Source organism: Streptomyces sp. NPDC055400 (assembly GCF_053644375.1).
Window position 1 is genome coordinate 44,300 of sequence record NZ_JBSHLM010000014.1, and the last position, 13,216, is coordinate 57,515.

At 71.4% G+C, this 13,216-nt stretch carries 11 protein-coding genes and 1 pseudogene; 8 read left to right on the forward strand and 4 right to left on the reverse strand.

The window, feature by feature from the left end; genetic code table 11:
- Nucleotides 1-70: 70 nt before the first annotated feature.
- On the reverse strand, nt 71-484 hold the full coding sequence (locus tag ACWIGU_RS31795; RefSeq protein ID WP_454405126.1) for an SCO4983 family protein: 414 nt from the start codon (nt 482-484) through the stop codon (nt 71-73).
- 92 nt (nt 485-576) lie between these two features.
- A complete protein-coding gene (locus ACWIGU_RS31800; RefSeq protein ID WP_454405127.1) occupies nt 577-1,788 on the reverse strand; it encodes a pyridoxal phosphate-dependent aminotransferase in 1,212 nt (403 codons plus the stop codon).
- Nucleotides 1,789-1,824: 36 nt separating this feature from the next.
- Here ACWIGU_RS31800 and ACWIGU_RS31805 point away from each other — a divergent pair, with 36 nt between their 5' ends.
- The 4 genes and pseudogenes from ACWIGU_RS31805 (at nt 1,825) to ACWIGU_RS31820 (ending at nt 6,085) form a co-directional block, all read left to right on the forward strand.
- A complete protein-coding gene (locus ACWIGU_RS31805; RefSeq protein ID WP_454405128.1) occupies nt 1,825-2,568 on the forward strand; it encodes a hypothetical protein in 744 nt (247 codons plus the stop codon).
- 101 nt (nt 2,569-2,669) lie between these two features.
- Nucleotides 2,670-2,834 carry a hypothetical protein gene (locus ACWIGU_RS31810; protein WP_454405331.1) on the forward strand — a complete coding sequence of 55 codons (165 nt, stop codon included), beginning with the start codon at nt 2,670-2,672 and terminating at the stop codon, nt 2,832-2,834.
- A pseudogene (locus ACWIGU_RS31815) lies at nt 2,808-3,312 on the forward strand (glycosyltransferase); the annotation flags it as partial. The gene ACWIGU_RS31810 and the pseudogene ACWIGU_RS31815, both read left to right, overlap by 27 nt.
- Before the next feature lie 136 nt (nt 3,313-3,448).
- Nucleotides 3,449-6,085 carry a WD40/YVTN/BNR-like repeat-containing protein gene (locus ACWIGU_RS31820; RefSeq protein ID WP_454405129.1) on the forward strand — a complete coding sequence of 879 codons (2,637 nt, stop codon included), beginning with the start codon at nt 3,449-3,451 and terminating at the stop codon, nt 6,083-6,085.
- 31 nt (nt 6,086-6,116) lie between these two features.
- Here the strand turns inward: ACWIGU_RS31820 and ACWIGU_RS31825 are convergent, their stop codons facing one another.
- Entirely contained in the window at nt 6,117-7,724 is a 1,608-nt protein-coding gene (locus tag ACWIGU_RS31825) for an N-acyl-D-amino-acid deacylase family protein (RefSeq protein ID WP_454405130.1), read from the reverse strand.
- Between the two features lie 115 nt (nt 7,725-7,839).
- Nucleotides 7,840-9,138: an alanine racemase gene (locus ACWIGU_RS31830; RefSeq protein ID WP_454405131.1), complete on the reverse strand. Its 1,299-nt coding sequence runs from the start codon at nt 9,136-9,138 to the stop codon at nt 7,840-7,842.
- Nucleotides 9,139-9,288: 150 nt separating this feature from the next.
- Between ACWIGU_RS31830 and ACWIGU_RS31835 the strand changes: the two genes are divergently transcribed.
- The 4 genes from ACWIGU_RS31835 (at nt 9,289) to ACWIGU_RS31850 (ending at nt 13,174) form a co-directional block, all read left to right on the forward strand.
- Entirely contained in the window at nt 9,289-10,347 is a 1,059-nt protein-coding gene (locus ACWIGU_RS31835; RefSeq protein ID WP_454405132.1) for a sugar kinase, read from the forward strand.
- Nucleotides 10,344-11,168 (forward strand): IclR family transcriptional regulator, encoded by an 825-nt coding sequence (locus ACWIGU_RS31840; RefSeq protein ID WP_454405133.1) that lies wholly within the window; start codon nt 10,344-10,346, stop codon nt 11,166-11,168. Before ACWIGU_RS31835 ends, ACWIGU_RS31840 begins: the two co-directional genes overlap by 4 nt.
- The gene (locus tag ACWIGU_RS31845; protein ID WP_100598214.1) at nt 11,165-11,575 is read left to right on the forward strand and encodes a RidA family protein; all 411 of its coding nucleotides are present in this window, start codon (nt 11,165-11,167) and stop codon (nt 11,573-11,575) included. Before ACWIGU_RS31840 ends, ACWIGU_RS31845 begins: the two co-directional genes overlap by 4 nt.
- A gap of 117 nt (nt 11,576-11,692) precedes the next feature.
- Nucleotides 11,693-13,174, forward strand: a complete 1,482-nt coding sequence (locus ACWIGU_RS31850; RefSeq protein ID WP_454405134.1) for a GntP family permease — start codon at nt 11,693-11,695, stop codon at nt 13,172-13,174.
- The last annotated feature ends 42 nt before the right edge of the window (nt 13,175-13,216 follow it).

Sequence of the window (13,216 nt, forward strand, 5' to 3'; positions counted from 1 at the left end):
TGTGGGGCGCCCGGTCCGCGCGTCGCGAGGGTGCACGCGGACCGGGGCCGTTCGAGGGAACCCGCAGCGGTCAGCGGGCCGTGCTGAGCTGCTTCGGCTCGGCCGGCGCGACGGTGTGGGCGTCCATGCGCTCGGCCGCGAGGATGGCGACGGCGGTGTCCGCCCGGGAGGCGGCGACGACGAGGGCGCGGCCCGCGAGCGCGTGGGCCCGCGCGTGCAGAACCTCGGGCTCGCACGCTGCGGACGGCTTCGCCCGCAGGGGGGTGCGTCCGCCGCGGAGCCGGGCCACCTGTGCGGCGAGGCGCTCGGCCGCCGTGTCCAGGTCGGCGGACGGAGCCAGGGCGCGCAGCTCGTCCGTGACGGCGAGCAGGGCCGCCAGGTGCCCCGCGAGCTGGATGTCGAGCTCCTCCTCGCGGGAGCGGTGCGGAAAGTCGCCGGGGTCGGCCATGGCATGGACCGACTTGCTGCGGATCGGCTCGTACATGGGATGGCCTCCAGGCGGGTAGCTTGAAGACCATCCTAGCTTAGATTCAGTCTAAAGTTGAGTCCTGTCCCCGAAAGGGGGGCGGGCGGCGCTCAGGGCTGGCTGTAGCCGTCCAGGAAGCGGCCGATGCGGGTCACGGCCTCCGTGAGCTGGCCGACCGTCGGCAGCGTGACCACCCGGAAGTGATCCGGCTCCGGCCAGTTGAACCCCGTACCGTGCACGACCATGATCTTCTCGGCGCGCAGCAGGTCGAGGACCATCTGCCGGTCGTCCTTGACCTTGAACACCTTCGGGTCGAGCCGCGGGAAGAGGTACAGCGCGCCCTTCGGCTTCACGCACGTCACGCCCGGGATCTGCGTCAGCAGCTCGTACGCGGTGTCCCGCTGCTCCTTCAGGCGGCCGCCGGGGAGCACCAGGTCGTTGATCGTCTGGCGCCCGCTGAGCGCCGCGACGACGCCGTGCTGGCCGGGCATGTTCGCGCACAGGCGCATGTTCGCCAGGATCGTGAGGCCCTCGATGTACGAGTCGGCGTGCGCGCGCGGCCCGGAGATCGCCATCCAGCCCACGCGGTAGCCGGCCACCCGGTACGCCTTCGACATGCCGTTGAAGGTGAGGGTCAGCAGGTCCGGGGCGATGGCGGCGGTCGGCGTGTGCGTCGCGCCGTCGTAGAGGATCTTGTCGTAGATCTCGTCCGAGCAGACCAGGAGGTTGTGGCGGCGGGCGATGTCGGTGAGGCCGCGGAGCATGCCGTCGCTGTAGACGGCGCCCGTCGGGTTGTTCGGGTTGATGATCACGATCGCCTTGGTGCGGTCGGTGATCTTCCGCTCCACGTCGGCGAGATCGGGCATCCAGTCGGACTGCTCGTCGCAGCGATAGTGCACGGCGGTGCCGCCGGAGAGGGAGACCGCGGCCGTCCACAGGGGGTAGTCCGGCGCGGGGACGAGGACCTCGTCCCCGTCGTCGAGGAGCCCCTGCATCGCCATCACGATCAGCTCGGAGACGCCGTTGCCGATGAAGACGCTCTCGACGTCGGTCTCCACGCCCAGGGTCTGGTAGTGCATCATCACCGCGCGGCGTGCCGCGAGCAGGCCCTTCGCGTCCCCGTAGCCGTGCGCGTCGCCGAGGTTGCGGAGCATGTCCTCGAGGATCTCGGGCGGGCACTCGAAGCCGAAGGCGGCCGGGTTGCCGGTGTTGAGCTTGAGGATGCGGTGGCCCGCTGTCTCCAGACGCATCGCCTCCTCGAGCACCGGGCCCCGGATCTCGTAACAGACATTGGCGAGCTTCGTCGACTGGATCACCTGCATGCCGTGAGCTTACGGCCGGGTACCGCGGGACGCTCCGTGTTTTCGGACACGTGGGGCATCACGGGCGTGTCGCTTTGCCCCCATTTCGCCGACAGCTTCGCAGGAAGCACTCCGGTTCCCTACGCTCCGCGCTCATGTCCTGGCAGCACCCCCAGCACGGCGACGGCGACCTGGTCGCACCCGGATGCGCCGTACGAGGGTGATCCCTACCGGAGTGAGCCGTACCCGGACCTGCCGCACCACGCCCCGGCATACCTGGACGCCCCGGCCGGAGCCCCCGCCGGCGACCTCATATCCACCTCGCCCCTGCCCGTACTCGTACCCTCCGACGAAGGCCGGGCGGTCTTCGTCGACGGGTCCGGGCGCAGGCGGAAGCTCATGCGGCGCGTCGCCGTGGGGTTCGGCGCGGCCTGCGTCGTGTTTCTCGGCGTCGTGGTCGCCGGGCTCTTCGGCTCGGGACCTGCCGGCGGCCCGCTGCCCTGGGGGCCGCACAAGGGCGGCACGAAGGCGCCGCGTGCCGAGCGCTCGCCCTCGTCGTCCGCCAGTGAGCGGGAAGCAACCCCGGGGAAGTCCCGCGACCCGGCAGCACCCGCCGGCACTCCGTCCGCGAGCCCCAGCGCGAGCGTCGACAAGGACACCGGCAAGCAGTCGGCAGCGCCCTCCGCCGGCACGGCGCCCTCGACCACGGCGCCCACCACGTCAGCACCGGCCAGGGGAAACGGCGGTGACAACCCGGGGCGGGGCCACAGCTCCTCGGGTACGACCAAGGGACCCAAGTGAGCCGAGCCAGGCGCTCAACCACCTCCACCCCCTCACGCCCCACCCGGTCCCGATCCGCCCCCTCCCGGCGAGGTCGCAGACGCAACCCGCGCGGCCACTGGGTGCTGCTCCTGCTGACCCTCGCGGTCGCCGCCACCGCCCCGCTGTTCAGCGGCTACGGGCGCCACGAGACAGCCGCCACGCAGCCGCCCGCGGGATCCTGCCGGAAGGCGCCCGAGCGGCTCTTCACCGGCGGCCCCGTCATCGAGGAGTCGGCGATCGCCTGAACCGAGGTCCTGTCGACCGTCTCCCAGCTGTGGAAGCAGCGCTACCGCTGGTGCTACGGCACGCTCCGGGCGATGTGGAAGCACCGCCGCGCCCTGATCGAACGGCCCCGCCGGCACGTTCGGCCGCCGCGGACTCACGTACCTCACGGTCCTCCAGACGATCCTGCCGCTGCTCGCCCCGCTCGTCGACATCTTCGCGCTGTACGGACTCCTCTTCCAGGGAGCCGGACAGGCCGCCCCGGTGTGGCTCGCGTTCACGGCCGTACAGGTCTTCAGCGCCGTGTACGCGCTCCGCCTCGACCGGGAGAAGTTCGAGCCGCTGTGGACGCTGCCCCTGCAGATCTTCGTCTACCGGCAGCTCATGTACCTCGTCGTCGTGCCCTCCGTCGTCACGGCGCTGCTCGGCAACCGGCTCGGCCTGCAGCGGATGCAGCGCACCGGAACGGCTACCGGGACCCTGGACCGTTGGCCCGCCTGACAGGTTCTCCAAAGTCCTTGCAAACCCCAGGAGTTGATCCGGAACGCGGGCGTACGCTCCCGGCGCTCGGCAGCAGGAGATCCAGCGTGGTCGTGTGGGGCGGCCGCCGCTCCGTGCCGAAGAAACCGGAGAGACCATGCACTGGTTTTCCGACGGACGCAGACCCGGCGGGCGGGCCAGAACGGCCCTCGCCCTGGGTGCGGCGGCGCTCCTTGTCGCGGGGACGGGATCCGTCGCCGCGTACGGGGAGGACGACGGGGGGCACGGCCGACACGCGGTGGCGGGCGACGAGTCCCACGAACTGATGGAGTCCATCGACTCGTTCAACGACCCGAGGCTCTCACCCAGCGGCCAGGTCGCGGCGGGCGCCTATACCGACGCCTGGAAACACATCAAGAACATGCCGGTGAAGACCGGCACCTGGAGCGAGGTCACCACCTCCCCGTACAACGAGGACGCGCTCCACTACCGCGATCAGTCCGCCTCCAACTCCGGGGGCGGCGCGGGTCATTCGGCAGGGCGCATCGCCGCGCTCGCCACCGACCCGACACACAAGGGTGTCGTGTATGCGGGCGCCGCGGGCGGCGGCGTGTTCCGCTCCACCGACGACGGGGCGACCTGGACGCCGATCGCCGACCACCTGCCCGCCCTCTCGGTGGGCGCCCTCGCCACCGGGTCCGACGGCTCCCTGTGGCTGGCCACCGGCGAGGCCAACACAGCCGCCGACAACTACCTGGGCAGCGGCGTCTACCGGCTCGCCGACCCGGCCACCGGCACCTTCAGCGAGAGCGACAAGGTCGGCGGGACGGAGCTCGACAGCACCTCCATCCACACCGTCACCTTCGACAAGGAGGCCGGATACGCCTTCGCGGCCTCCTCGCACGGCGTGTACCGGCGCCCGCTCACGGCAGCGCAGCCGACGCCCTGGACGAAGGTCCTCGCGCCCTGCGCGGGCACCGGCGTCAGCGGCATCGCCTGCGGCACGACCCCCGAGTTCGCCGACATCGCCAACGACATCGCGGTCCAGCCCGGCAGCGGCGGCAAGAAGCTTCTCGCCGACGTCGCCTGGCGCGGCGGCGCCGGATACAACGGCTTCTACTACTCCGAGGACGCGGGCACCAGCTGGCACCGCGCCAACCCGGCCGGCGCGGTCAACCCCGCCGAGATAGGCAACGCGTCCTTCGCGTACGCGGCCGACGGCAGCAAGCTCTACGTCTCCATGGAGTCCCCGAAGCTCCTCAACAAGGCCTCGGGCTCGGGTGTCTACTCCGTCCTCGCGGGCGTGTACGTCAGCCGGAGCGGCAACGCCGACGGCCCGTTCAAGCAGATCGCGAACGCCGCGCAGCTCTCCGCGAGCGGCTCCGCGATGAAGGTCAACGAGATAGGCGCCGGCTACCAGCCCGGCTCCCAGGCCTGGTACGACCAGACCGTTGCCGTCGACCCGGCCGATCCGGACCACGTCTACCTCGGTCTTGAGGAGATGTTCGAGACGCGGGACGGCGGCGCCAACTGGCATGCGGTGGGCCGCTACTGGAACTTCGGCCTCTCCTGCTTCTCGTACGACCAGGACAGCAACACCTGTGACGGCGACGTCATGCACTCCGACCAGCACGCGATCGCCTTCTCCCAGTGGAAGGGCGCCACTTCGCAGGTCTACGTCGGCAACGACGGCGGCGCCTACGCCCGGCCCACGGCCCAGAAGACGCCCGGCTGGCGCAACCTCAACGAGTCCGGCACCCTGCGCTCCCTGCAGTACTACTCGGTGGGCGCGGGCAGGATGACGGACGGCTCCGGCGACGCGGTCTGGGGCGGCCTCCAGGACAACGGCGTCTCCCTGCTCGCGCCGAAGGGGTCGACGTACCAGGGGCAGCGGCTGAACCCCGACGGGCAGATGGTGGCCCCCTTCGGCGGTGACGGCGGTGACCAGCTCGTGAACCCGGCCAACGGCTGCGAGACGGTCGGCGAGTACACGAACCTCGCCCTCCAGATCACCCGCAACTGCGGCTACACGGCCAGCGACGACGGCGCCGAGGACGTCATCACCGACATCGCGCCCGAGGACCCGAACGCCCGCTTCATCGCGCCGTTCTCCGCGGACGACAAGGACTCCGGCTACTGGGTCGCGGGCGGCCAGTACATCTGGGGCGACACCAAGACCTGGGACACCGAGGACGGCGACGACTGGACGCAGCTCTACGACACCGGCGCGGGCCACTCCACGACCGCCGTCGCCAGCCGTGACCGGGTCGTGTGGGGCGCCTGGTGCGGCTCCTGCAACCCGGGCGCCACGTTCGGCCGGGGCATCGTCACCAATTACGGAGGCACATGGCACCAGGTGACCCTCCCGGCCGACTTCCCCAACCGCTACATCTCCGACGTCGCGATCGACCCCTCCGACGCCTCGGGCGGGACGGTCTACGCCGTCGTCAACGGCTTCTCGCGGCACTGGAACGAAGGCCCCGGCGCCGGCTACGGCCATGTATGGCGCACCACGAACGGCGGGGCGACCTGGCAGGACGTCAGCGGCGACCCCACCGCCGCGGACTCCTTCCCCGACGCGCCCGCGAACGCGCTCCTGATGACGCCGTCGGGCACCCTCGCCGTCGCCACGGACCTCGGCGTGTTCACCACCGCCCGCGCGGACGGCCACTGGCAGCGCCTCGGCACCGGCCTGCCGACCGCGCCGGCCGTCTATCTGTCGCCGAGCCCGGACGGCCGCCAGATGTACGTGGCGACGCACGGAAGGGGGATCTGGAAGACGCCGACGCCGTAGGGGTTGTCGGGGGCGGGCGGCGCACCGGGCCTCACGGCGTCCGGCGTACCGCCCGCCCCGCCAGCACGTCCGTCCTGCGGCCGTCCTCCATCACGAACTTCCCGTCGATCAGGACGTGCGGGATGCCCAGGGGAAGGGTGCGCGGGGCCTCGAAGGTGGAGCCCGCCGCGACCGTCTCCGGGTCGAAGAGGACCAGGTCGGCGCGGTAGCCCTCGCGGACCAGGCCCCGGTCGGGCAGGCGCAGACGGGCGGCCGGGCGGGAGGTGAGGTGGGCGACCGTCTCCTCCAGCGACATGATGCCGAGCTCGCGCGCGTACCGGCCGAGGTAGTGCGGGAACGTGCCGTAGGCGCGCGGGTGCGGCTTGAGGCCCTGGAGGATGCCGTCGCTGCCGCCCGTGTGCACCGGGTGCTGCATGATCGCCCGGACGTTCTCCTCGTGGCCGACGTGCTGGAGGATCGTCGAGCCCAGCTTGTCGTCGATGAGCAGACGGCGCGCGGTCACCCACGGCGCCTCGCCGCGCAGGTCGGCCGACTCCTGGACGGTCTTGCCGACGCAGGACGCGAGCCCCGGGTCGGACACGCCGGAGATCTCGATGGCGTCCCACTCGATGGGCACACCGTGGCAGCCGTCCGCCCCGATGACCTCCATGTGGTGCCGGATCTTCTCCGCGGTCGCGTCGTCCTGCAGCCGCTTCATGATCTCGTCGGGGCCGCCCTCACTGGCCCAGCTCGGCAGCATCGCGACGAGGGTCGTGCTGCCGGGCGTGTACGGGTACGTGTCGAGCGAGATGTCGGCGCCCTCCGCGAGCGCCGCGTCGAGCAGGGTGATCAGCTCGGGCGCCTTGCCCTTGTTCACGCCGAAGTTCATGGTGGCGTGCGCGAGATGGAGGGGGCAGCCCGCCTCCCGGGTGAGCTCCACCATCTCCCGGTACGCGTCGAGCGCCCCGGCGCCGTACGAGCGGTGGTGCGGGCAGTAGTAACCGTCGTACGAGGCCACGACCCGGCACAGCTCGGTGAGTTCGGCGTCCTTCGCGTACATGCCGGGCGTGTACGTGAGGCCGGACGACATGCCGACGGCGCCCTGTTCCATGCCCTCGGCGACGAGCTGCCGCATGCGGTCGAGCTCCTCGGGCGTCGCGTCCCGGTCGTCCCAGCCGACCGCGTACATCCGTACGGTGCCCTGGGGGATCAGGTACGCGGCGTTGACCGCGATGCCGCGGTCGAGGCGGTCCAGGTACTCGCCGACCGTGCGCCAGTCGAAGTCGACGGACGTGTCCCCGGGCGCACCACCGTTCCAGCCGGTGATCGCGCGGCGGACCTCCGCGAGCGTGCGGTCGTCCACAGGCGCGTACGAGAGGCCGTCCTGGCCGAGGACTTCGAGCGTGACGCCCTGCGCGGCCTTCGCGCTGTGGTCGGGGTCGCGCAGCAGCGCCAGGTCGCTGTGGGCGTGCATGTCGATGAAGCCGGGGGACAGGGCGAGGCCGTGCGCTTCCAGCGTTCTCCGGGCGGAGGGGCGGGGGCCTCCGGCCCGGTGCTGGTGGATGGTCTCGATGCGGCCGTCTGTGATCGCCACGTCGGCGCGGTATTCCGGGGTGCCGGTGCCGTCGATGACGCGCGCGTCACGGATGACCAGGTCCATGGAGGGTGCCTCTCTTGGTGCGGGTGTTCGGGTGCGGGTGCGTCGGGGCTGTGCCCTCAGCGGCTCCGCCGCGGGGCGCGGACAACCCCCACCGGAGCCGCAGAAGATCACGGGCCTAGAAGAACGTCCGGACGTAGTCCACAACCGTGCCGTCCGCCTCGACGAGAGGAATCAGCTGCCACTTGTCGAAGGACGTGCACGGGTGCGACAGGCCCATGCCGAGCCAGTCGCCCACCGCCAGGTCCTCGCCTCCGTCCGTACGCACCCAGCCGTGCTGGTCGGAAAGCCCCGTCACCGTCACACCGGTGGCCTCGCGCACCTCGCCCGTACGGGCGTCCCGCACGACCTGCGCCTCGGGCAGGTCGAGGTCGTACGCCGCGTCGCGCTTGCCCGCGTTCGTGAACGCCTGCTCCGCCGTCGGGCGCGAGACGACCTGCGCCCACAGCCGGAACGCCGGGTGCAGGGCGCCCTCCTCGGGGACCCGGTTGAAGGGCGTGAGGTGCTTGTAGTGGCCGTCGTCGTGCGACACGTACGCACCCGAGCGCAGCAACTTCAGTACAGGAGCGGAGAGTCCGGGCAGTTCGGCGAAGACCTCGGCCACCGCGTCGAACCAGGCGCTGCCGCCCGCGCTGACCACGATCTCGTCCAGGTCCGCGAAGCGGTTCGCCTTGTCGAAATCGACGAGCAGCGCGGTCATGCGGCGCAGCCAGGCGCCCACGGTCTCGGGCGACGCGTCCGGCACCTCGCCCTCGTAACCGGCGATCCCGACCAGGCGCAGCGTGTCCGCCGCGGCGATGGCGTTCGCGATGTCGAAGCACTCGGCCTCGGTCCGCACGCCCGTGCGCGCGCCGTCGCCCGCGCCCAGCTCCACGACCACGTCGACCGGCCGCGTCGCCCCGGCCTCGGCGAGTGCGGCGTCCATCAGCTCGACGGCGCGCACCGAGTCGACGTAACAGATGAAGCGGAAACCGGGGTCGCGGTCGAGTTCGCCCGCGAGCCAGCGCAGGGCCGCCGCGTCGACGAGCTCGTTCGCGAGGAAGATCCGCTGGATGCCGTAGGCGCGCGCGATCCGCACCTGGTGCGGGACGGCGAGGGTGATGCCCCACGCGCCGTGCTCGATCTGGCGGTGGAAGAGCTGCGGCGCCATCGACGTCTTGCCGTGCGGCGCGAAGGCCAGGCCGTGGCGAGTGGCGTAGGTCTCCATGAGCGCGAGGTTGTGCTCAAGGCGCTCGGCGGAGAGGGCGAGGACCGGGGTGGTGAAGCCGCCGGTGAAGAGGTTGCGGCGCTCGGCCGCGAGCTCGCCGACGGTCAGGCCTTCCGCGTCCGGGGGCAGCCCCTTGAAGCGGTGGTCGACCCGCTCCAGATCCAGATCCCTGAGCCGGGCTACGGCGTTGACGGCGCTGTCGGCGGCCATGGAGCCTCCTCGTAAGAAGGCCGTTGCAAATATTGCAACGGTCATTGCGTATGTCGCTTACTGCTGTCTAACATCCGAGCCAACGCCGGGTCAACGGAGCCGTTGACCCCTCCTGCATGAGCCCAGATCCCACGAGGAGCCCGAACCACCGTGACCGCCACCGGACCTGCCGCCCCCGCGCACCACGCACCCGTGGATGTCGTCACGCTCGGCGAGTCCATGGTCACCTTCGTGCCCTCCGTACCCGGGCGCCTCGCCGACGTACCGTCCTTCGACCGCGGCATCGGCGGAGCCGAGTCCAACGTGGCGTGCGTGCTCGCCGCCGCCGGACACACCGTCCGCTGGATCAGCCGCGTCGGCGCCGACGGCTTCGGCGACCACCTGGTCGACACCATCGGCGCGTACGGCGTCGACACCTCCGCCGTACGCCGCGACCCGGTCCGCCCCACCGGCATCTACTTCCGCACCGCGGGCGACCGCGCCACCGACGCCCACGAGGTCGCCTACTACCGCGCCGGATCCGCCGCCTCCGCGATGACCAGCCAGAACATGGACCTGGCCGCGATCCGCTCCGGCCGCGTCCTGCACCTGTCCGGGATCACGCCCGCGCTCTCGCCCGGCTGCCTCGACCTCACCGCCGACCTCACCGCCCGCACCCCCGCCGGCCGGCCCCTGGTCTCCTTCGACGTCAACCACCGCCCCGGCCTGTGGCCCCGCCCCGACGACGCCCGCGTCCTGCTCGACCTGGCCCGCGGCGCCGACCTCGTCTTCGTCGGCGAGGACGAGGCCGAGGACGCCTGGGGCATCACCGGCGGCCCCGACGCCATCCGCGCCGCCCTCCCCGAACCCGCCACGCTCGTCGTCAAGCGCGGCGCCCACGGCGCGGTCGCCTACGACGAACACGGCGTACGCCACACCGAGCCCGCCCCCCGCGTGGACGTCGTCGCCGCGGTCGGCGCCGGCGACGCCTTCGCCGCCGGCTACCTCTCCGGCGCCCTGCGCGGCCTGCCCGTACCCGCCCGCCTGCGCCACGGCCACCTCATGGCCGCCGCCGCCCTCACCACCCCCGGCGACCTCGCCGCACCCCCGAGCCGCGCCCACGCCGACCGGCTCGCCGACCTCGACGACGCCTCCTGGGGCACACTGCACCTCGGCCCCGGCTGGACCGCCGGCGACGCGAGGGCCGACGAGGAGGTACGTAGGCCATGAGCCAGACAGTCGACCGAGCGCTGAGCATCCTGCCGCTGCTCGCCGAGGGCCCCGCCGACCTGGGCCAGGTCGCCGACCGCCTCGGCGTCCACAAGTCCACCGCCCTGCGCCTGCTGCGCACCCTCCACGAACACGGCCTGGTCTACCGCCAGTCCGACCAGCGCTACCGCCTCGGCGCGCGCCTGTTCGCCCTCGCCCAGGAAGCCGTCGAGAACCTCGACGTCCGCGAGATCGCCCACCCCCACCTGACCGCGCTCAACGAGAAGTGCGGCCACACGGTCCACCTCGCCGTGTACGAGGAGAACGAGGTCCTCTACATCGACAAGGTGGAGAGCCGCTACCCCGTCCGCATGTACTCGCGCATCGGGAAGCCGGTGGCCATCACGGTCGCCGCCGTCGCCAAGCTCCTCCTCGCCGACCTCTCCGAAGCCGAGCGCCGCGCCATCGCCGAGAAGCTCGACTACCCCACGTACACGGCCCGTTCGACCCCGAACGCCGGCGCCTTCCTCAAGGAACTCGCCGTCGTCCGCGAACAGGGCTGGGCCACCGACCTCGGCGGCCACGAGGAGTCGATCAACTGCGTCGGAGCTCCCATCAGGGGTGCGGACGGCCGCGTCGTCGCCGCCATGTCGGTCTCCGCGCCGAACGTGGTCGTCACGGCCGAGGAACTCCTCACCCTGCTCCCGCTGGTCCGCCGCACGGCCGACGCGATCAGCCGGGAGTACTCCGGAGCCGTACCCGGCTCCAAAGAGGCCGCCACCAAGGCCGCCACCAAGGCCACCAGTAACGAAGCCCCCACGAAGGAAGTCACTTCACGATGACCGAGAAGACCGCGCTCACCCCCGCCACCCACACGACCCCGCCCGCGAAGTTCTCGCACGGCGTCAAGAAGGGCAACATCCTTCAGGTCGCGGGCCAGGTCGGCTTCCTGCCGGCCGTCGAGGGCCAGGCCCCCACCCCCGCGGGCCCGACCCTGCGCGAGCAGACCCTCCAGACCTTCGCCAACGTCAAGGCGATCCTCGAAGAGGGCGGCGCCACCTGGGACGACGTCATGATGATGCGCGTCTACCTCACCGACGTCGACCACTTCGCCGAGATGAACGCGATCTACAACGCGTACTTCGAGGAGCAGGGCCTCAAGGCCCCCGCCTCCGCCCGCACCACCGTCTACGTCGGTCTCCCCAAGGGTCTCCTCATCGAGATCGACGCGCTCGCCGTCCTGAGCTGACGCCCCGGCAACACCCGTAACCCCCGTACGTCATCACGGTGCGGCGCCGATCCCCGAGGCGCCGCGCCGCGATTCCCCCTGCCCCGAAAGCCGCATGGAATTACGAGGTCCCCCCTCATGTCCCTCCTGCCACTCGCCGCGACCGCCCCCGCCCCAGCGCCACCCCACACCGGCGGCCTCCTGACGGTCATCGGCGGCACCGCGGGCCTGCTCACCTGCGCAGCGCTCGGCATCGTCCTTCTGCTCTTCCTGATCATCAAGGTCAGACTCCAGCCCTTCGTGGCCCTCCTGACGGTCTCCATAGCCGTCGGCCTCGCGGCCGGCCTCTCCGTCACCGAGCTCTTCGGCACCGTCCAGAAGTCCGACGCCGTCTCCCTCATCGAGTCCGGCATGGGCGGCACCCTCGGCCATGTGGCGATCATCATCGGACTCGGCACCATGCTCGGCGCGGTGCTCGAAGTCTCCGGCGGCGCCGAGGTACTGGCGTCCCGCCTCCTGAACCTCTTCGGCGAGAAGCGCGCCCCCCTCGCCATGGGCCTCACCGGCCTCATCTTCGGTATCCCGGTCTTCTTCGACGTCGGCATCTTCGTCCTCGCGCCGATCGTCTACGCGGCCGCCAAGCGCGGCGGCAAGTCGATCGTCCTCTACGCCATGCCGCTGCTCGCCGGCCTGTCGATGACCCACGCGTTCCTGCCCCCGCACCCCGGCCCCGTCGCCGCCGCCGGACTGCTCCACGTGCAGCTCGGCTGGGTCATCCTCATGGGCATCATCTGCGGCATCCCCGCCGTGCTCGCCGCCTGGGTCTGGTCCGCGTGGATCGGCAAGCGCATCTTCGTGCCCGTCCCGCAGGACATGGTCGAGGCCGCCGACGAGGCGAAGGCCGCGCTCGCCGAGGAGCAGCGCAAGGCCGGCGTGAAGCCGACCGAGAAGCCGGTCCCCCTCGGCACCGTCTTCACGATCATCGGCACCCCGCTCGTCCTGATCCTCCTGGCCACGTTCTCCTCGATCGCCTTCGACCCCTCCACGGTCCGCTCGGTCATCGAGTTCTTCGGCCACCCCTTCGTCGCCCTGACGATCGCCCTGCTCCTGGCCTACTACCTGCTCGGCATCCGCCGCGGCTGGTCCCGCAAGTCCCTGGAGACGGTGTCCACGGCCTCCCTCAAGCCGGTCGGCAACATCCTCCTGGTGGTCGGTGCCGGCGGTATCTTCGGCGCGGTCCTCAAGGGCAGCGGCGTCGCCCAGGCCCTCTCCGACACGTTCAACGACGTGGGCCTGCCCGTCATCGTCCTCGCCTACCTGATCTCCCTGGTCCTGCGCGTCGCCCAGGGCTCGGCCACGGTCGCGATCGTCACGACGGCCGGCATCGTCTGGCCGCTGATCGAGGCGGGCCACTACTCCCAGCCCTTCACGGCCCTCGTCATCATGGCCATCTCGGCGGGCTCCATCTTCGCCTCGCACGTCAACGACGGCGGCTTCTGGATGGTCGCGAAGTACTTCGGCATCTCGGAACGCGACACGCTCAAGACCTGGACGGTCCTGGAGTCGGTCCTGTCGGTGGCGGGCTTCGCGGTGGCGGCGGTGATCAGCCTGTTCGTCTAGCACACGGGCTGTGCACTGACGGCTGAGGCGTCGGACCGACGG

What these genes read in the sequence shown, in the direction of transcription:
- ACWIGU_RS31795 (WP_454405126.1), bottom strand. Translation starts at nt 484, where the DNA reads ATGTACGAGCCGATCCGCAGCAAGTCGGTCCATGCCATGGCCGACCCC.
- ACWIGU_RS31800 (WP_454405127.1), bottom strand. Translation starts at nt 1,788, where the DNA reads ATGCAGGTGATCCAGTCGACGAAGCTCGCCAATGTCTGTTACGAGATC.
- ACWIGU_RS31820 (WP_454405129.1), top strand. Translation starts at nt 3,449, where the DNA reads ATGCACTGGTTTTCCGACGGACGCAGACCCGGCGGGCGGGCCAGAACG.
- ACWIGU_RS31825 (WP_454405130.1), bottom strand. Translation starts at nt 7,724, where the DNA reads ATGGACCTGGTCATCCGTGACGCGCGCGTCATCGACGGCACCGGCACC.
- ACWIGU_RS31830 (WP_454405131.1), bottom strand. Translation starts at nt 9,138, where the DNA reads ATGGCCGCCGACAGCGCCGTCAACGCCGTAGCCCGGCTCAGGGATCTG.
- ACWIGU_RS31840 (WP_454405133.1), top strand. Translation starts at nt 10,344, where the DNA reads ATGAGCCAGACAGTCGACCGAGCGCTGAGCATCCTGCCGCTGCTCGCC.
- ACWIGU_RS31845 (WP_100598214.1), top strand. Translation starts at nt 11,165, where the DNA reads ATGACCGAGAAGACCGCGCTCACCCCCGCCACCCACACGACCCCGCCC.
- ACWIGU_RS31850 (WP_454405134.1), top strand. Translation starts at nt 11,693, where the DNA reads ATGTCCCTCCTGCCACTCGCCGCGACCGCCCCCGCCCCAGCGCCACCC.